The organism is Kitasatospora purpeofusca (assembly GCF_034043715.1).
Taxonomy (GTDB): domain Bacteria; phylum Actinomycetota; class Actinomycetes; order Streptomycetales; family Streptomycetaceae; genus Kitasatospora; species Kitasatospora purpeofusca_A.
Window position 1 is genome coordinate 48,943 of sequence record NZ_JAXCLC010000025.1, and the last position, 18,989, is coordinate 67,931.

The window sequence follows — 18,989 nt, forward strand, 5'->3', positions numbered from 1 at the left end:
ACGCGCCCCGGGACCGGCCGTGGAGCACGGCCGGTCCCGGGGGGCGTCCGCGACTACTCGACGGTGACGCTCTTGGCGAGGTTGCGCGGCTTGTCGACGTCGCGCCCCAGCGCCACCGCCGCGTGGTAAGCGAGCAGTTGGAGCGGGATGTTGAGCAGCAGCGGGTCCAGCTCGGGCTCGCTCTTGGGCACCAGGACGCAGTGGTCCGCGAGCTTGGCCTCGGGCCGGCGGTGGGCGACGGCGAGGACGCGGCCGGAGCGGGCCTTGATCTCGCCGAGGGTGGTGAGGTTCTTGTCGAGCAGCTCGTCGTCCGGGACGAGGGCGATGGTGGGCAGCTCGGGGCTGATCAGCGCCAGCGGGCCGTGCTTCAGCTCGCTCGCCGGATAGGCCTCGGCGTGGACGTAGGAGATCTCCTTGAGCTTCTGCGCGCCCTCCCGGGCGACGGGGTAGCCGCGCACCCGGCCGATGAACATCATGCCCTCGGATCCGGCGTACTCGGCGGCGAGTTCGGCGATGGCGTCGCTCTGGGCGAGGACTTCGCGGATCTGGTCGGGCAGCGCCTTGAGCGCGGAGACGATCCGGCGGCCGTCGGCGGGCGAGAGGTCGTGGATCCGGCCGAAGTGCAGGGCGATCAGCGCGAAGGCGACGACGGTGGAGGTGAACGCCTTGGTGGAGGCGACCGAGATCTCCGGGCCGGCGTGCAGGTAGATGCCGCCGTCGCACTCCCGGGCGATCGCGCTGCCGACGGTGTTGACGACACCGAGCACCCGGCCGCCCTTGCGCTTGACCTCCTGGACGGCGGCGAGCGTGTCGTAGGTCTCGCCGGACTGGCTGACCGCGATGTAGAGGGTGTCGGCCTCGATCACCGGGTTGCGGTAGCGGAACTCCGAGGCGGGCTCGCTGTGCGCGGGGATCCGGGCCAGCTCCTCGATCAGCTGGGCGCCCATCTCGCCGGCGTAGTAGGCGGAGCCGCAGCCGAGGATCTTGACCCGGCGGATCTCGCGCAGTTCGCGGGCGTCCAGGTTGAGGCCGCCGAGGTGGGCGGTGGCGAACCGCTCGTCGAGGCGCCCGCCGAGGGTGCGCTCGACCGAACCGGGCTGCTCGTGGATCTCCTTGAGCAGGAAGTGCTCGTAGCCGCCGGTGTCGTAGGAGTCGATCTCCCAGTCCACGGTGGACGGCTGGCGGTGGGTGGTGCGGGCGTCCTCGGTGAAGGTGCGGAAGCCGTCGGAGCGGACGGTGGCCAGCTCGCCGTCCTCCAGGTGGACCACCTGGCGGGTGTAGCGGACCAGGGCGGAGACGTCGGAGGCGACGAACATCTCCTTCTCGCCGATGCCGAGCACGATCGGGCTGCCGTTGCGGGCGACCACGATCCGGTCGGGCTGCTCGGCGTCGAGGACGGCGATGCCGTAGGTGCCGACGACCTTGCCGAGGGCGGCGCGCACGGCCTCCTCCAGCTCGACCCCCTCGGCGGCGTGGGCGGCGATCAGGTGGCCGAGCACCTCGGTGTCGGTCTCGGAGCGGAAGACCGCGCCGTCGGCGGCGAGCTTGGCCCGCAGTTCGTCGGCGTTCTCGATGATGCCGTTGTGGACGACGGCGATGCGCTCGGCGTTGTCGAGGTGCGGGTGGGCGTTGGCGTCGCTGGGGACGCCGTGGGTGGCCCAGCGGGTGTGGCCGATGCCGGTGGCGCCCTTGAACCGGGCGGGGACGGCGGCGGCGAGGTCGGCGACCCGGCCCTTGACCTTGCGGACCTTGAGGCCGCCGGTGCGTCCGGCGACGGCGACGCCGGCCGAGTCGTAGCCTCGGTACTCCAGTCGGGCGAGGCCCTCCAGCAGGAAGGGGGTCGCGTCCTTGGGGCCGATGTAGGCCACGATTCCGCACATGGTGGTGGACTCCTTGGTTCCTTGGTTCCTTGGTTCCGCTACTGGGCGTTCCGGCCGCGGCCGGTCAGCCGTAGACGATCCGGCGGAGCTGGCGGGCCGACAGCTCCGGAGCCGCGACCCGGCGGGCGGGCAGCTCCTCGGCGAGCCGGGCGAAGATCTTCTCGTTGGTCAGGCCGCGCGCCTGCAGCTCGCCGTGGCGACGGCGGACGTACTCCTCGGTGGTCTCGGAGAAGTACGCCAGCACCTCCGCCACCACCCGCGCCGCCTCCCGGGGCCCGAGCGGGCTGGTCCGGGTGAGGTGGGCGAGGAGGTCTTCGTGAGGGTGCGAGGAACCTGTCGAGCTGGACACAGTCGGTGAGCCTAGGCGGCCTTTCCGGGAAAGATCAAAGATCCTGCCCGAAATCGGGCAGGATTCGGCGGTAGTCGGCGCAGCCTCGGGGTCTTGTCCGCACCGGGGCCACCACGTAGCGTGATGACCTGCTCACACACCGGGGGGACCACGGGGTGACCAGGGGGGCGGGAGCATCGGAAGAGTGTCGGAAGAACCGGAGGCTTGCTGATGTGCGGGATCACCGGATGGGTCGCCTACGACCGCGACCTGACCCTCGAACGCGAGGTGCTCGACGCCATGACGGCCACCCAGCTCTGCCGCGGGCCGGACGACGGCGGGGCCCACCTGGAGCGGCACGCCGCCCTCGGCCACCGGCGCCTCGCCGTGCTCGATCCCGAGGGCGGCGCCCAGCCGATGACGGCCGAGCACGACGGCCGGCTGCTGGCCGCCCTCAGCTACAACGGCGAGGTCTACAACCACCACGAGCTGCGCGCCGAGCTGGTGGCGGCCGGCCACCGCTTCCGCACCCGCGGCGACACCGAGGTGGTCCTGCGCGGCTACCTGGAGTGGGGCGAGCGCGTCGCCGAGCGGCTCAACGGCATGTTCGCCTTCGCGGTCTGGGACGCCCGCAGCGAGCAACTGCTGCTGGTCCGCGACCGGATGGGCGTCAAACCGCTGCACTACCACCCCACTCCGGACGGCGTGGTCTTCGGCTCGGAACCCAAGTCGCTGCTCGCCCACCCCGCGGTGCGCGCGGTGGTCGACCTGGACGGGCTGCGCGAGCTGATCGCCATGACCCGCACCCCGGGCCTCACCCCGTACCGGGGCATCGCCGAGGTGCAGCCCGGCCACCTGGTGCGGGTGCGGCGCGGCGGCGTCTCGGTCCACCGCTACTGGGCGCTGGAGGCACGCCGGCACACCCAGGACCTCGCGACCACGATCGGCACCGTCCGGGCCCTGCTGGAGGACATCGTCCACCGCCAGTTGGAGGCGGACGTGCCGCTCTGCTCGCTGCTCTCCGGCGGCCTCGACTCCAGCGCGGTCACCGCCCTGGCCGCCCGCAGCCTGGACGCGGCGGGCGCCGGACCGATCCGCTCCTTCGCGGTCGACTTCACCGGGCAGAGCGAGCACTTCCACCCGGACGCGATCCGCTCCACCCCGGACCGGCCGTACGCGGAGCTGCTCGCCCGGCACGTGGGCGCCGACCACTCGGTGATCGAGCTGGACAGCGCCGCCCTCACCGACCCGGCGCAGCGGCTCGCCACCCTGCGCGCCCGGGACCTGCCGGGCGGCGTCGGCGACATGGACACCTCGCTGCTGCTGCTCTTCCGCGGGGTGCGCGAGCATTCGACGGTCGCCCTGTCCGGCGAGTCCGCGGACGAGCTGTTCGGCGGCTACCGCTGGTTCCACGACCCGAAGGCCCTCGAGGCCGAGGACTTCCCGTGGGCGGCCGCGATCAGCGGCTTCGGCGGCGCGGGCACCGGCCCGCGCGAGCAGCTGCTGGACCGGGAGCTGCTCGCCAAGCTCGACCTCCCCGGCTACCGGCGCGCCCGGTACCGGGAGGCGCTCACCGAGGTGCCGCACCTGCCGGACACCGACCCGTTCGAGCGGCGGATGCGGGAGGTGTCGTACCTCAACCTGACCCGCTTCGTCCGGATCCTGCTGGACCGCAAGGACCGGATGAGCATGGCCAACGGGCTGGAGGTGCGGGTGCCGTTCTGCGACCACCGGCTGGTGCAGTACGTCTTCAACACGCCGTGGACGATGAAGTCCTTCGACGGCCGGGAGAAGAGCCTGCTGCGCGCCGCCGTCCGGGACGTGCTGCCGGCCGAGATCGCCGACCGGATGAAGAGCCCGTACCCGATCGTCCAGGACCCGCGCTACCCGGAGCTGCTCCGCCGTGAACTCGCCGCACTGGCCGCCGACCCCGGCTCCCCCGCCCTCGCCCTGCTCGACCGCCGCGCGCTCGCCGACGCGCTCGCCCCGGACACCGACCCGCAGACGGTCCGGCTGGCGGCCGATCTGGCCCTGGACCTGAACGCCTGGCTGACGGAGTACCAGGTGTCGCTGGAACTCTGACCCCGGTGCCCCGGGTGGTGCGCCGTTGCGCCACCCGGGGGAGCGTGACCCGCCGCGAACCCGCGTCGTTGACCGGTCGGGACGTGCGATAGCGTCGCCGACACCTCCCGAATGGCGGCCGAAAACACGGAATCCGAGACCCGTGCCGTCAGGATGGGGAACGTCCCGTCCGTCTCGATCCGTCGGGGGATCTCCGTCATGCAACCGCGAGCCTTCGCGATTCTCACCGCCCTGCTGCTCGGGGTGCTGGGCCTGGGATCGGTGGCCGTCACCGACTGGACGCCCCAGCAGGCCGCCGACCGCGCGGCCCTCGCCGCGGCCGTCCCGGGGACCGAGGGCGGCACCGGACCGGCCGGCGCCGCGCCCACCGGCAGCGGGCAGCCGGCCGCGTCGGCCACCGCGACCGGGGACCCGGCGGTGTGGACCCGCTCGACGCTGCGCAACAAGCTGATGGCCGAGATGGACGCCAGCGACCCCGGCGTGGCCCTGGCCGACCTCGACCGGATCACCAAGCAGCTGCCGTACACCGTCCGGTTCTGCCACCCGATCGCCCACGAGCTCGGGCACGCGGCGGTCAAGCGGTTCAACGCCGACTTCCAGAAGGTCATCTCCTTCCCGCACGAGACCTGTGCGGCCGGCTATCTGCACGGGGCGGTGGAGGAGATGCTCAACGCCTCCGCCCAGCCGGAGACCGACCTGGTCAAGCTCTGCGCGCCCAAGAACAGCGGCCCGTGCATCCACGGCGTCGGCCACGGCACCATGTTCGTCGCCAAGCAGGACGTCGCCAAGGCGCGCGAGCTGTGCAACAAGTTCACCACCGACCAGAACCGGATCCGCTGCTCCGAGGGCCTGTTCATGCAGCTCTTCGGCCCGGACGAGGAGGACGAGAAGGCCAAGGCCAACCTCCCCGCCGACAAGCTCGCCCAGGACCCGCTGTACCCGTGCAAGGACCAGCCGGCGCTGTTCCAGTCCGCCTGCTTCTTCTACGCGCCGACCTTCTACCTCTCCTCGCACGACTACCCGAACCACCCCGAGGTGTACGCCGCGGCACTGAAGTGGTGCCTCGACGGCAAAGCGTCCGGCGGGGCGGTCGACTGCAGCCGGGGCGTCGGCTCGCGCACCATGAAGTACAACCTGGACCGCGAGGACTGGGCCGCCCAGCAGTGCGCCACCGCCGCGGACGGCTGGCAGCGCAAGGCCTGCGCCGAGGGGCTGGTCAGCTACTACACGGTCAACTACACGGACGCGGGCGCGGCCGGCCGGCTCTGCGCCAAGTTCTCCGACAAGGAGATGCAGGGCTACTGCCGCTCCGCCGGCGGGCTCTCCGCCTCCCTCGACTGACTCCCTCGACCGGCTTCCCCGACCGGCTCCCTCCACCGGCTTCCCCGACCGGCTCCCTCCACCGGGACGGCCGGGGGCATCCCGGATACCGGGCCCGCGCCGCACGGCGCGGGCCCGCTTCCGTAGGATCGCGGCGTTCGGGTGCGCCGAGGACGCCGCGCCACCGGGCCCCGCACCACCTGGAGCCGCCGCATGACCTCCGACGACTTCCGCGCCGCCGCGCACGCCGCCGCCGACCTGGCCGCCGACCACCTCGCCGGGCTGGCCGCCGGCCCGGTCTGGCAGCCGATGGGCGACGCCGCCCGCCGCACCCTGCTGGACGCCCCGCTGCCCACCGCCGGCCGTCCGCTGGACGAGCTGCTGGCCACGGTCGGCCGCGACGTCCTGCCGTACCCGATGGGCAACGGCCACCCGCGCTTCTTCGGCTGGGTGAACTCCGCGCCCGCCCCGGCCGGCGTGCTCGCCACCCTGGCCGCCGCCGCGATGAACCCCAGCTCGGCCGGCGGCGACCACGCGGACGTCCACCTGGAACGGGCCGTGGTCCGCTGGATCGCCGAACTGGTCGGCTTCCCGCACCCGCCCGGCGGCGGGCTGCTCACCTCCGGCACCTCGATGGCGACCATCGTCTGCCTCGCCGCCGCCCGTGACCGCGCGGCCCGCGCCGCCGGGTGGGACGTCCGCGAGGACGGCCTGGCCGGGATGCCGCCGCTGGTGGGCTACGTCACCGGCGAGACCCACTCCTGCGTCCGCAAGGCCGCCGAGCTGCTGGGACTCGGCAGCAAGCACCTGCGCACCGTGGCCGCCGGACCGGACGGCCGCCTCGACCCCGCCGGGCTGCGCGCCGCGATCGCCCGCGACCGGGCCGCCGGACTGCTGCCGTTCCTGGTGGTGGCCTCGGCGGGCACGGTCGGCACCGGGGCGGTGGACGCCTTCGACCCGATCGCCGACCTGTGCGCCGAGGAGCGGCTCTGGCTGCACGTGGACGGCGCCTACGGGGCGTTCGGCGTCCTGGACCCGGAGATCGCCCACCGCTACGCCGGGCTGGCCCGCGCCGACTCGCTCGCCCTCGACCCGCACAAGTGGCTCGGCGTCCCGGTCGACTGCGGCTGCGCGCTGGTGCGCGACCCCGCCGAGCTGCGCGCCGCCTTCAGCCTGGTGCCCTCCTACCTGCGCGACGAGGCGGCCGGCGAACTCGGCTGGTTCTCCGAGTACGGCACCGAGCAGACCCGCCCGTTCCGCGCCCTCAAGGTGTGGGCGACCATCGCCCACCGGGGCCGGGAGGGGCTGGCCGCCGACATCGCCCGGACCACCGCCCTGGCCCGCCGGCTCGGCGAACTCGTCACCGCCGACCCGGACTTGGAACTCCTCGCCGAGGTGCAGACCTCCATCGTGGCCTTCCGCCTGCGCCCCGCCGGCAGGACCGGCTCGGTCGACGAGACCGGCCGGGCCGACGAGGCCGCCCTCGACGCCCTCAACCGCGAGCTCCCCGCCGCCGTCCAGCGCCGCGGCCGCGCCTTCCTCACCGGCGCCCGCCTCGGCGGCCGCGAGATCCTCCGCGCCTGCCTCCTCAACCCCGCCACCACCGAGGAGGACCTCACCGTCCTCCTCGCCGAAGTGAAGGCCGCCGGGCGCGAGCACACCGGGTGACCGGCCGCGGTGATCGAGTCACGGCACCATTAACCGCGGGGTCACGGAGGATTCGTGATCGTGAAACACGGAAGCGGCAGATTGATGGCATGGAGCACCCGGAGCAGCTGACGCCCACGACCGATCCGACCACGACCCCCTCCCGTGCCCAGCGCCGCGGCGTCCGCGGCCACCGCTGGCGGCGCGACGCGGTGGAGCTCTCCGCCGTCTTCCTCTCGGTGACCGCCGCCGACCTGGTGGCCAAGCTGGTGGTGCACGGGCCGGACGGACCGGTGGTGCTGGCCGCGTCCGCCGTCGCGCTGCTCGCCACCGCGCTGTTCCACACCTGGTGGGCACACCGCCACCAGTTGCACGGCCCCCCGGCGCCGGACGCGCCCGCGCCGCCGGGGGCGCCCGGCGCCGAGCCGCTGCGGGGGCCGCTGCACGACTTCGAGGGCAGCGCGCTGTGGCGGATCCGCACCACCGTGCAGGACTCCCCCGGCAGCCTGGCCCGAGTCTGCACGGCCCTCGCCGGGCGGCAGGTGAACATCGTCTCGATGCAGTCCCACCCGCTGCCGACCGGCGCCGTGGACGAGTTCTTCGTCCGCGCGCCGCGCTCGCTCACCCGGGCCGACCTGACCGCGCTGGTGGCCGGGGCCGGCGGGCACGACATCTGGACCGGCCCGGCCGACGCGCACGACCTGGTGGACGTGCCCACCCATGTGCTGGCGCTCGCCACCCGGACGGCGCTGGACGCCGCGGAGCTGCCGATCGCGCTGCGCCGGCTCTTCGGGCAGTGCAGCATCCGGCAGTACCCGGGGGCGGCCGCGCGTGGCACCGCCGGGGTGGACGGCCATGTGATGCGGCTGCCCGTGCCCTCGGGCGGCCTGATCGAGCTCACCCGCCCGCAGCTGCCGTTCACCCCGACCGAGTTCGCCCGGGCGCAGGCCCTGGTCGAGCTGGACACCCTGCTCGGCCCCCGGGTGCCGGACGTCCGGGCCCGGCCGAGCGTGCCGGCCGGCGCCGAGCTGACCGTGCGGCGCGCGGACGCGGCCGACAAGGCGGCGGCGCTGGCGATGCACCACCGCTGCTCCCCCGAGACCCTGCGCAAGCGCTACCACGGGCCGGTCCGGGACGCCGACCGCTACCTGGACCACCTGCTGGACGCCCGGCACGGGCAGGCCCTGGCGGTGGAGACGGCGGACGGGCGGATCGTCGCCCTCGGGCACCTGATGTGGGACGACGACGGTGCCGAGGTCGCGGTGCTGGTCGAGGACGCCTGGCAGCGGCACGGACTGGGCCTGGACCTCATGCGGCGGATGTCCGCACTGGCCCTGGAGGCCGGGGTGGAGACGGTGTACGCGGTCACCCAGTCGTCCAACACCGGGCTGATCGCGACCATGCGCCGGCTGGCGGCCCCGCTGGACTACGAGGTGGACGAGGGCACCCTGGTGATCACCGCCCATCTGGCGGAGGCCGCCGAGGAGCTGCCGGTGCCCTGGCAGACCCGCCCGGGCCGCTGAGAACGGGGCCGCTGCCGGACTGCCCACCGGGCTGCTCACCGGGCCGCTGCCCGACTGCCCACGGACCGCCCGCCGACTGCCCACGGCGCCGCCGGGCCCCGCGGTCGAGCGGTACCGGTGAGCAGATCGGACAGGTCCGGTAATCGTCCGGTCATTTCTTCACCACATCCTCACCAAGAACCCCACCGGCCCCGGGCCGGGCGGCCCCCGCGCCGCCCGGCCCGGGGCGTGCGCGGAACCGCCGCACCCCGCTCAGGCGTCCCCGACGGCGGAAGGCCCGTCCGTACACCGCCCGTCCTGACCCCGCGTCAGGGCCTCCCGGACCGCCGCTCCACGGGCGTCACAGCAGGCGGCACCGGGTCCGGGGCGTCGAGCCGGGCGGCGGAGTCGGTAGGCTGACCCCGTCCCCGCCGCCCGACGGCCCGTAGTCCGGCCCCCGGGCGGTGCCGCAGCAAGGAGGAACCACTGAGCATGGCAGGCACCGAATCGGAGCCCACAGGCGCACGCGACGCCTCGCTGCCGGCACGCGCGAAGATCGCGGTGACCGCCGGCAAGGTGGCCGCCGCCGTGTCCCGCAAGGCCGGCCGAGGCAGCGGCTCGGTGATCGGCGGCAAGGTCGCGCTCAGGCTCGACCCCGATCTGCTCGCCACCCTCGCCGACCACCTGGACGTGGTGCTGGTCAGCGCCACCAACGGCAAGACCACCACCACCCGCCTGATCGCCGAGGCGCTGCGCGCCGCCGGCCCGGTCGTCTCCAACGCCCTGGGCGCCAACATGCCGGCCGGCATCACCTCCGCCCTGGCCGGCGGTTCGGAGGCCCGCTTCGGCGTGATCGAGGTCGACGAGAAGTACCTGGCCGGCGTCGCCCGCGACACCCGCCCCAAGGCGATCGCCCTGCTCAACCTCTCCCGCGACCAGCTCGACCGCGCCGCCGAGACCCGGATGATGGCCGAGAAGTGGCGCGAGGGCCTCCAGGACACCGAGGCCGTGGTGATCGCCAACGCCGACGACCCGCTGGTGACCTGGGCCGCCTCCTCCTGCAAGAAGGTGGTCTGGGTGGCCGCCGGACAGGCGTGGAAGGAGGACGCCTGGTCCTGCCCCGCCTGCGGCGGTGTGATGCAGCGCCCCGGCGACGACTGGTTCTGCCAGGAGTGCGGCTTCCGGCGCCCCAACCCGCACTGGGCGCTCCAGGGCACCCATGTGGTCGACCCGCAGCGCGGCGCCTGGCCGATCCAGCTCCAGCTGCCCGGCCGGGCCAACCTCGCCAACGCCACCAGCTCGGCCGCCGTCGCCGCCGTCTTCGGCGTCTCCCCGCAGGGCGCCCTGGAGCGGATGCGCGGCGTCACCGCGGTCGCCGGCCGCTACGACGTGGTGCAGTACCAGGGCCGTGACATAAGGCTGCTGCTGGCCAAGAACCCGGCCGGCTGGCTGGAGACCTTCTCGCTGATCGACGGCCCGCCCACCCCGGTGGTGCTCTCGGTCAACGCGCTCGACGCGGACGGCACCGACACCTCCTGGCTGTGGGACGTCGACTACGAGCGACTGGCCGGGCACCCGGTCTTCGTGCTGGGCCAGCGCAAGCTGGACCTCGCGGTGCGCCTGGAGGTCGCCGGGCTGCAGTTCCACGTCGTGGACTCGCTGGAGCAGGCCGTCCGGATGGCGCCGCCCGGCCGGATCGAGGCGATCGCCAACTACACCGCCTTCCAGCAGTTGCGGAAGGTCGTGGCCGGCTGATGCCGGAACGGCACCCGCAGCACCCAGCAGCCCACCGCACGTACGTCATGGAAGGCCTTCGAGGATGAGTGAGAGCAGCCTGCGCGTGGTCTGGGTCTACCCCGACCTGCTCAGCACCTACGGCGACCGGGGCAATGCCCTGGTCGTGGAGCGCCGGGCCCGCCAGCGCCATCTCAACGTGACCCGGATCGACGTCCGCTCCGACCAGTCGGTGCCCACCAGCGGCGACATCTACCTGATCGGCGGCGGTGAGGACCGCCCGCAGCGGCTGGCCGCCGAGCGGCTGCGCAACGACACCGGGCTGGTGCGGGCGGCCGAGAACGGCGCGATCATCTTCGCGGTCTGCGCCGGCTACCAGATCCTCGGCCAGGAGTTCGTCAACGACCTCGGCCAGCGCGAGCCGGGCCTCGGCCTGCTGGACGTGTGGACCACCCGCGGCGAGGGCGAGCGCTGCGTCGGCGACGTGCTGGCCGACGTGGACCCGCAGCTCGGCCTGCCGCAGCTGACCGGGTTCGAGAACCACCAGGGCGTGACCCACCTCGGCCAGGGCGTCAAGCCGCTGGCCCGGGTCACCGCCGGCCGGGGCAACGGCACCGGCGACGGCACCGAGGGCGCCTGGCGGGACACCGTCTTCGGCACCTACCTGCACGGCCCGGTGATGGCGCGCAACCCCGCCGTCGCGGACATGCTGCTCAAGCTGGCGCTGGACGTGAACGCCCTGCCGCCGGCCGACACCACCTGGTACGACGCGCTGCGCTCCGAGCGCATCGCGGCCACGACGCGCCCCGCGTAGTACTCCCCGGTCCGTCCGCCGGTGCCCGCGATGCGGTCATGGGCTCCACGGGCGGGCCGGGAGGTACGACAATGGGGCTGCCCCGTCCCGGGGCTGCCGGCTGCACACCCTCCTCGGCAGCAGGCTGCACTTCCACGCGGGGGCGTCGACGACGCCGCTCCCGCGTCGGCTCCTGCCCGGCCGGACGCAGGGACCGTATGCTCGACTCCACGGCCGGTTTCGGATGTTCTGTCCGAATCGGCCGGTCCTTCACCCGACAGTCACCTCCGCGTCCACCCGGCGCGGGTACGGCTTGTCATGGTGGCGGTCCGTCGTCCCAGCCTGTAGTCCGGCCGTTCCTCGGTTCTGCTCGGGAGTTGCAAAGCAATGCGTATTGGAGTGCTGACCAGCGGCGGTGACTGCCCCGGCCTGAACGCGGTGATCCGGTCCGTGGTCCACCGGGGGGTGGTCGACCACGGCGACGAGATCATCGGGTTCGAGGACGGCTGGCGCGGTTTCCTCGAAGGACACCACCGGCCCCTGACCCTCGACTCGGTGAGCGGCATCCTCGCTCAGGGTGGCACCATCCTCGGGTCCTCCCGGGTCCAGCCGAGCCATCTGCGCGACGGCGTCGAGCGCGCCAAGCAGTACTGCGCGGACCTCGGCCTGGACGCGGTGATCCCGATCGGCGGCGAGGGCACCCTCAAGGCCGCCAAGCTGATGAGCGACGCGGGCCTGCCGATCGTCGGCGTGCCGAAGACCATCGACAACGACATCGCGTGCACCGACGTCACGTTCGGCTTCGACACCGCCGTCTCGGTCGCCACCGAGGCACTGGACCGGTTGAAGACCACGGCCGAGTCGCACCAGCGCGTCATGGTGGTCGAGGTCATGGGCCGCCACACCGGCTGGATCGCCCTGAACGCCGGCATGGCGGCGGGCGCGCACGCGATCGTCGTGCCGGAGCGGCCGTTCCACATCGAGAAGCTCACCGCGGTGGTCCGGGAGCGTTTCGACCGCCAGAAGAAGTTCGCCATCGTGGTCTGCGCCGAGGGCGCCAAGCCCGAGCCCGGCACCATGCACTGGGAGGAGGGCAGCAAGGACATCTACGGCCACGAGCGGTTCACCGGCATCGCCACGCAGCTCTCCGGCGAGCTGGAGCACCGGCTCGGCAAGGAGGCCCGTCCGGTGATCCTCGGCCACACCCAGCGCGGCGGCACCCCGACCGCCTACGACCGGGTCCTCGCCACCCGCTTCGGCTGGCACGCCGTGGAGGCCGTCCACAAGGGCGCCTTCGGGCACATCACCGCCCTCCAGGGCACCGACATCAGCCTGGTGCCGCTGGGCGAGGCGGTGGCCGAGCTGAAGACCGTGCCGGCCGACCGCTACCTGGAGGCCGAGACGGTCATCTGACCGCCTGCCCCGTACGTCCGGTGCCCCGGCCCCCGAGAGCGTGACTCTCGGGGGCCGGGGCCTTCCCGGCGACTGCCCCGCCGGGAGCGGAACCGGACCGGTGGTGATCAGCCGATCAGAACCCGGTGTCGTAGGTGTAGATGCCGCTGTGGTCGAGCAGGTCGGCCGGGGAGACCGTGTTCCACGGCTTCATCCGGTCGTTGAGGTCGACCACGTCGGGCGTGCCGGCCGTCGGCAGATAGGTCTTGCCGGGGTTGCGCTTCTGCCACTCGGACCACAGCTTGTCGACGAAGCAGTGGTGCAGCCAGAACACCGGGTCGTTGGGCGACATGCCGGTGGCCATCTGACCGCCCACCCAGACGTGCACCCGGTTGTGCAGGTTGACCCCGCGCCACCCCTCCAGGTTGTTGCGGAAGCCGGCCGAGGAGCTGTTCCACGGCGCGGCGTCGTAGGTGGTGATGGCGAGCACCGACTCGGCGTCGGCCCGGCTGGGCAGCTGGGCCACCCCGGTGCCGAGCTGGCGGCGCAGGTAGGTGCGGCTGTCGGTGTTGACGTTGAGCCGCCAGTTCCCGCCGGAGAAGGCGAACGGGCCGGTGGTCACCTGGCCGTCGGTGCTGCGGCCGTTGCCGCCCATGAAGTCGGCGCCCCAGATGCCGGAGGTGGCGGAGCGGTCGGCGGTCCAGTCCCAGTACGGGAGGTTGACGCTCGGGTCGACGGCCTGCAGCGCCCGCTCGAACTCCAGCAGGTACTGGCGGTGCCAGGGCAGGAAGGAGGGCGAGCGGTGCCCGGTGCGCTCGCCGTTGTCGACGTCGCTGAGGATGAACTGGTTGTGCGTGGTGACGAACGGGTCGTAGCCGCCGTTCGCCTTGAGCGCCAGCACGGCGTTGACGAACCCGCGCTTCTCCTGGGCCGTCAGGTTCGCCTGGTTCTTGCGGACTGCCATGAGTCCCCCCTCTTGTGGTGGTGTATCGGCCCCGGGTGACCGGGTGGCCGGGAGGCCGGGAGGCCGGGTGGCCGGAATCAGGCGGTGGCGACGGGGACCAGCGTCGCGCCCTGGAGGTCGTTGACGGCGGCCCGGGCGAGCGCGCGCGGCGTCGCGAAGGTCTGGTAGTGGTTGACGACGCTGATCCAGGTGCCGTCGGCGTTGCGCATCATGTGCAGTTCGTCGCCGTCGATCCGCACCTCGTAGCCGGTGCCGGCGGCGCCGCCGTGGTGGTGGCTCCCCCCGTCGGCCGGGCGGCCCTGGATCCGCCGGCCCTGGAAGACCTCGTCGAAGCTGTCGGACGCGCCCGGGTCGGCGGCGGTGGCGGCCCCGCCGCCGGGGCCCGCGAGACCGATCACGACGGTGCCGGTGGCGACGGTCAGGGCGGCCGCGGCCCCCTGGAGCATCCGTCGGCGCGTCAGCTCCGTGGCATGGGTGTCCTCGGACATGGTGATACCCCCTCAGGTACCCGAACCGGAGTTCGGGCACTGTTCACAAGCGATTGGTCCATCGTTAAACGAAGGTGATTCCTTGATCGAATCACTGGTTTCGATGGTCGCAATGCTTGTTGACCTACGGAACAGCCGATCGGCGGGGGTACGTAGGGTTGCGTATAAATTCGGTCATTTTCTGTCACCTGCCGAACACGCAGCGATCACCCCAGCGAGCACCCCGGCGAAGCACGCGCGAGCACCCCGCGGCGGCGTCCGCCTGGCGGGATCGGGAGGACACGGCCTAGCGTGACCGGAGGAGCGCAACGGAGCGGACCACCGGGAGGGACCAGGCGATGGAGATCCTCGCGTACGGCGTACAGGCCGACGAGCGGCCGCTACTGGAGACCGCCTTCGCGGGCCGGCACGCGCTGCGCTGCCTGTCCGTCTTCCTCAACCGTGACACCGCCCCGCTCGCCGCCGGCTACCCGGTCGTCAGCAGCAGCGTCAACGCCGAACTCGACGCCGCGACCCTCGCCGTCCTCGCCGCCGGCGGGACGAAGCTGATCGCCCAGCGCTCCACCGGCTTCAACAACATCGACCTCGACGCCGCGGCCGACCTCGGCCTGACCGTCGCCCGGGTCTCCCACTACAGCCCCCACGCGGTCGCCGAACACGCCTGGGCCCTCGCCCTGGCCGTCAACCGCCGCCTCACCCGCGCCGCCAACCGCTCCCGCGAGTTCGACTTCCGCCTCGACGGCCTCCTCGGCCGCGACATCCACGGCATGACCGTCGGCGTCATCGGCACCGGCAAGATCGGCGAATGCTTCACCCGGATCGCGGCCGGATTCGGCACCCACCTCCTCGGCTGGGACATCACCCCCAACCCCGCCTGCCTCGACCTCGGGATGACCTACACCGAACTCCCCGAACTCCTCACCCGCGCCGACCTCATCAGCCTCCACGTCCCCCTGCTGCCCTCCACCCACCACCTCATCGACGCCACCGCCCTCGCCCGGATGAAGAACGACGCCATCCTCGTCAACTCCAGCCGCGGCGGCCTCGTCGACAGCGCCGCCCTCGTCGAAACCCTCCGCGCCGGACACCTCTCCGGCGTCGGCCTCGACGTCTACGAGGAGGAGACCGGCGTCTTCTTCACCGACCAGTCCATCCAGGGCATCACCGACGACATCCTCGCCCGCCTGGTCACCTTCCCCCAGGTCCTCGTCACCAGCCACCAGGCCTACTTCACCCACACCGCCGTCGGCCAGATCATCGACACCACCGCCCGCAACATCGACGACTACGCCGCCGGCCGCACCAACGAGAACACCCTCGTCCCGAAGAACTGACCCGACAGGCCACGCGACACACCAGCACGACCGGATCCCCGCCCTGGGGAGGACGACGGCCGACGATTCCCGCCGGGACCAACCCATGGCCCAACGCCGCACGGGCCGCCGACCACGCTTGCCAGCCGCGGATTTCCGGGCAGTCGCCCGCCATCGCCCCTTGTCAGGGACCACGCGCCGGACCCGCCACCGCCCAGCCGGCCGTCCGGAGACCGTGCTCGTGACCGGCCCGCTCCTCGCCACCGGACTGTGCCGACTCCTTTCGCCCGCCGCGGCGCTGGCCGCGGCGCGCACGGCGGACGGCCACCGGCGGACGGCCAGACTCATGCGGGACCTCTCATGGCCGGTCAGCGGCCGCAGACCGGGCGCACCCGGCGTACCCCCGCACCGGGTGCCGACCACCGGTTCGACGCAACGGAACAGACCGCCCCAGCTCCTTGAGGTGTCCCTCTAGTGCTTCAGAGCGTCCTTGGCCTTCTGGCCGGCCTGGGCCATGTCGCCCTTGGCCTGCTTGGCCTTGCCCTTGGCGACGAGACTCTCGTTTCCCACGGCCTTCCCGGTCGCCTCCTTGACCTTGCCCTCGGCTGTCTCTGCGGTGTGCTTGATCTTCTTGCCCGCACTCATCACGTTCTCCTGTCCGGGTCGGTGAGTCACCCTGCGACTGCCCGATTCGACGCCGTTCATTCGGATTCATCGCGTCGGCCGGCCGCGTTCCTCCTCGTCGTACTCGTCCTCGTCCTCGTCCGCGTATTCGTCCTCGGGCTCGTCCGCGTACTCGTCCTCGCTCTCCTCGTCGTCGGCTCCGGCGTCGTCTTCGTACTCCTCCTCGGGCTCCTCCTCGTCGTACGCCTCGTCCTCGTCCTCGTCCTCGTCCTCGTCCTCCGCGCCGTCGTACTCCTCGCCCTCCTCCGGTTCCTCGTCCTCGTAGCCCTCGCCCTCGGGCTCCTCGTACTCGTTCCCGGCCGCCTGTTCCTCCTCCACGGCTTCGTCGTGGGTGCGGACCACCTCGCCGTCGCGGATCTCACCGCGCCACCCCTCGGCCTCGTCGTTGGCGAGGGAGACGTGCCGCTGGAAGTTCTTGAAGTCCAGCCGCAGTCGGCGGCCCTGGGCACGCCAGATGTTCCCGGTCTTCTCGAACAGGCCCGAGGGGTAGTACTCGACGACCAGCACTATGCGCGTCAGGGTCGGAGTGATCTCGTGGAAGCTCACGGCCCCGCGGGTGCTGCCCTTGGCACCCGACGAGGACCACACGATTCGCTCGTCCGGGATCTGCTCCTGGACCGTCGCCTTGAAGCTGCGCTTCGACGGTCCGACCTTGACCTTCCAGTCGGTGGTCACCTCGTCGCCCTGCGAGACGTCCTGTACACCCTTGGCGAAGCCGCTGAAGTCCTCGTACTGGGTCCAGTGGTCGTACGCGGTTCGTACGGGCACGCCGACGTCGAGTGTCTCGACGATGTTCATGACCTTCTTGCCGGCCTTTCGGCCGGCCTTCCCCCCACCGAAGGCTCCCTTGACCTTGCCGACGACGTCGTCCTTGATACTCCTCGCCTTCTCACCGAGGAACGCCGCGGCCGGTGAGTCGCCCTGCAGGACCCGGGTGCCCACCTTGGGCAACACGCCGCCGTTCTCCGCCACTTCGCCCAGCTGACCGGTGATGTCGGCCACCTTGTCGCCGGCCTTCCCGATCAGGTGCTCCGCCTGGGCACCCAGGTAGTGGGCGGCTTCCTCCTTGAGCCGATCGACACCTGACACCTCGGGGGGCTTCTCTTCCGTCCTGGCCATGACCTACCTCCGCCGGGTGGGCCGCTTGGAGGACGAGGCGGCCGTCTTCTCGGCCGCGGTCTTCTTCGCTGCGGACTTCTTCGCGGGCGCGGCCGCCGTCCTGCCCGGGTTCTTGGTGGCGGTGGCCTTCGACGGGGTCGAGCGGGTCGACGACCGCTTGGCAGGCGGGGCCGTCCTCGAGGGGGACTTCTTCGCAGCCGGGGCGGTCTTCTTCGCCGGAGCCGCGGACTTCTTGGCAGGCTTACGCGTGGCGGAGGACCTCGACGCGACCTTGGGTGCCGCGCGGGGGCTCGGTTGTTCGTCGGTGGCGGCGGCAGTCCGGCGGCGCCGCGGTGCGCGCTCGCGGTGCGGTGTCTCCTCGGCTTCGGCCTCTTCGGCCTCTTCACCCCCTTCTCCGTCGTCCTCTTCTCCCTCCGGCTCCCCCTCCTCGTACGCCTCCTCCGGTTCCTCCTCGTCGTACGGCTCCTCGTCCTCCTCCTCTTCCGGTTCGGCCTTCTTCGGCTTGCCGACGCTCAGGGTGCGCTCCCGCAGGGTGTCCGCGAACTCGCCGATCCGCCGGTCTGCCGCGGCGGCCACCGCACGCTTGCCGGCGTCGAGGAGCTCGCCCCGGACCTGCTCGTTCAGCTCGGCGACCTGCGGCACATCGCTGAGCCGCCGCAGCCCCTCGGTGGCGAGCCGACGCGGATCCAGCCCGAACCGCCTGCCCGCGAGGTACGTCGCGGCGGCGAATGCGAGCCGCCCCTTCTTCGCGCGGCCCAGTACGTACCCCCCGGCGACCGCCGCCGCCAGAGCCGCTTTGGTGGTGTCCTTCATGGGTCATCCCTTCCGGCGCCCGCCCTGACCGCGTGGCCCGGCGACGCGGGCGGCCTGTCGATGACCGCGGCGCCCTCGTCAGGATCTCCTGCCGCCCGAGGCGGGCGGAATCGAGCGCACAGCGTGGGGGCGACGTCTGCCGCAGGCCACGACCGCGATCGACGGAACCGGGACGCGGGCGGGGTCCGCTCGTACGGCACCTGCGCGATGCCCGCCCATCTGCCGGCCCACTGCGACCAGGAGTCCCGGCCCGATGTTCGTACCAGCACTCCGTATGTCCAGTCTGGCCAGACATGAAACTGCGCGCCAGGTGGCCACCGCGCCCATCCGGACTTCCCCGGCCGCCACAGGACGGCGGGTTGCCGGGGCCGGGCCGCCAACAGCCCTGTGGGGCCGGACCGAATGCATCGCCTCGCAGCTCTGCCGGGGGCGCCGACCATGCCACTCAGCAGAGAATTGCCGTCTATCATGAAATAAGCCCTAAATCCACTCAGCCTGGTACGTCACCTCCGATTCCGGAGAAGGAAGATGGCCCCAGAGAAGCGAGAGGACGGCGTCCGGGAGCGTCGACCCGCCCACGCGGATCCGCCCTCGGCCCGCACCGGCTCCACCGGCCGCCGGGCGGCGGGCGAGGCCGGCGCGGCCGGCGCGGCGAGGCGGCGCTCCCGCCGTGTCTCGGCTCCGCAGGCCATGAGCTACGCCGCCGAGCAGCTCGCCCAACTCCTGGGCCGGGTGCCCGAGTCGGTCTCGGCACTCAAGCCCACCGAGGACGGGTGGCGAGCCGACGTCGAGGTGGTGGAACTGGAACGCATCCCCGAGACGACCAGCGTGATGGCCAGCTACCGGGTGTCACTCGACGAGGAGGGCGAGCTGGTGGCGTACGAGCGGATCCGCCGATACACCCGTGGACAGATCGACCCCCGTCCCTGA

16 protein-coding genes are annotated in these 18,989 nt (G+C 72.6%); 9 read left to right on the top strand and 7 right to left on the bottom strand.

The window, feature by feature from the left end; all coding sequences use genetic code 11:
* Positions 1-53: 53 nt before the first annotated feature.
* Both glmS and SM793_RS15225 read right to left on the bottom strand, forming a co-directional pair.
* Positions 54-1,880, bottom strand: coding sequence for a glutamine--fructose-6-phosphate transaminase (isomerizing) (gene glmS, locus SM793_RS15220; protein ID WP_320438714.1), 1,827 nt, complete (start codon positions 1,878-1,880; stop codon positions 54-56).
* A 64-nt stretch (positions 1,881-1,944) separates the two neighbouring features.
* Positions 1,945-2,229 carry a hypothetical protein gene (locus SM793_RS15225; protein WP_030396260.1) on the bottom strand — a complete coding sequence of 95 codons (285 nt, stop codon included), beginning with the start codon at positions 2,227-2,229 and terminating at the stop codon, positions 1,945-1,947.
* Positions 2,230-2,439: 210 nt separating this feature from the next.
* On the opposite strand from SM793_RS15225, the gene asnB reads away from it, so the two are divergent.
* The 7 genes from asnB (at position 2,440) to SM793_RS15260 (ending at position 12,699) form a co-directional block, all read left to right on the top strand.
* Positions 2,440-4,290 carry an asparagine synthase (glutamine-hydrolyzing) gene (asnB, locus tag SM793_RS15230; RefSeq protein ID WP_320438715.1) on the top strand — a complete coding sequence of 617 codons (1,851 nt, stop codon included), beginning with the start codon at positions 2,440-2,442 and terminating at the stop codon, positions 4,288-4,290.
* A 198-nt stretch (positions 4,291-4,488) separates the two neighbouring features.
* The gene (locus SM793_RS15235) at positions 4,489-5,631 is read left to right on the top strand and encodes a hypothetical protein (protein ID WP_320438716.1); all 1,143 of its coding nucleotides are present in this window, start codon (positions 4,489-4,491) and stop codon (positions 5,629-5,631) included.
* A 192-nt stretch (positions 5,632-5,823) separates the two neighbouring features.
* Complete coding sequence (locus SM793_RS15240; protein ID WP_320438717.1) at positions 5,824-7,278, top strand: pyridoxal phosphate-dependent decarboxylase family protein; 1,455 nt, start codon at positions 5,824-5,826, stop codon at positions 7,276-7,278.
* Between the two features lie 89 nt (positions 7,279-7,367).
* Positions 7,368-8,780: a GNAT family N-acetyltransferase gene (locus SM793_RS15245; protein ID WP_320438718.1), complete on the top strand. Its 1,413-nt coding sequence runs from the start codon at positions 7,368-7,370 to the stop codon at positions 8,778-8,780.
* A 471-nt stretch (positions 8,781-9,251) separates the two neighbouring features.
* Positions 9,252-10,514: a MurT ligase domain-containing protein gene (locus SM793_RS15250; protein WP_320438719.1), complete on the top strand. Its 1,263-nt coding sequence runs from the start codon at positions 9,252-9,254 to the stop codon at positions 10,512-10,514.
* Between the two features lie 64 nt (positions 10,515-10,578).
* Complete coding sequence (locus SM793_RS15255) at positions 10,579-11,307, top strand: glutamine amidotransferase (RefSeq protein WP_320438720.1); 729 nt, start codon at positions 10,579-10,581, stop codon at positions 11,305-11,307.
* 366 nt (positions 11,308-11,673) lie between these two features.
* Positions 11,674-12,699: a 6-phosphofructokinase gene (locus tag SM793_RS15260; RefSeq protein WP_320438721.1), complete on the top strand. Its 1,026-nt coding sequence runs from the start codon at positions 11,674-11,676 to the stop codon at positions 12,697-12,699.
* Positions 12,700-12,814: 115 nt separating this feature from the next.
* Here the strand turns inward: SM793_RS15260 and melC2 are convergent, their stop codons facing one another.
* Positions 12,815-13,642 (bottom strand): tyrosinase MelC2, encoded by an 828-nt coding sequence (gene melC2 / locus SM793_RS15265; RefSeq protein WP_320438722.1) that lies wholly within the window; start codon positions 13,640-13,642, stop codon positions 12,815-12,817.
* 77 nt (positions 13,643-13,719) lie between these two features.
* The gene (melC1, locus tag SM793_RS15270; RefSeq protein WP_320438723.1) at positions 13,720-14,130 is read right to left on the bottom strand and encodes an apotyrosinase chaperone MelC1; all 411 of its coding nucleotides are present in this window, start codon (positions 14,128-14,130) and stop codon (positions 13,720-13,722) included.
* Between the two features lie 338 nt (positions 14,131-14,468).
* Between melC1 and SM793_RS15275 the strand changes: the two genes are divergently transcribed.
* On the top strand, positions 14,469-15,464 hold the full coding sequence (locus SM793_RS15275) for a 2-hydroxyacid dehydrogenase (protein WP_320438724.1): 996 nt from the start codon (positions 14,469-14,471) through the stop codon (positions 15,462-15,464).
* Positions 15,465-15,914: 450 nt separating this feature from the next.
* Here the strand turns inward: SM793_RS15275 and SM793_RS15280 are convergent, their stop codons facing one another.
* The 3 genes from SM793_RS15280 to SM793_RS15290 form a co-directional block, all read right to left on the bottom strand.
* The gene (locus SM793_RS15280) at positions 15,915-16,088 is read right to left on the bottom strand and encodes a CsbD family protein (RefSeq protein ID WP_320438725.1); all 174 of its coding nucleotides are present in this window, start codon (positions 16,086-16,088) and stop codon (positions 15,915-15,917) included.
* 66 nt (positions 16,089-16,154) lie between these two features.
* Positions 16,155-17,246 (bottom strand): SRPBCC family protein, encoded by a 1,092-nt coding sequence (locus SM793_RS15285; RefSeq protein ID WP_320438726.1) that lies wholly within the window; start codon positions 17,244-17,246, stop codon positions 16,155-16,157.
* Between the two features lie 3 nt (positions 17,247-17,249).
* A complete protein-coding gene (locus tag SM793_RS15290; RefSeq protein WP_320438727.1) occupies positions 17,250-18,059 on the bottom strand; it encodes a histone protein in 810 nt (269 codons plus the stop codon).
* 528 nt (positions 18,060-18,587) lie between these two features.
* On the opposite strand from SM793_RS15290, the gene SM793_RS15295 reads away from it, so the two are divergent.
* Positions 18,588-18,989, top strand: coding sequence for a gas vesicle protein (locus tag SM793_RS15295; RefSeq protein WP_320438728.1), 402 nt, complete (start codon positions 18,588-18,590; stop codon positions 18,987-18,989).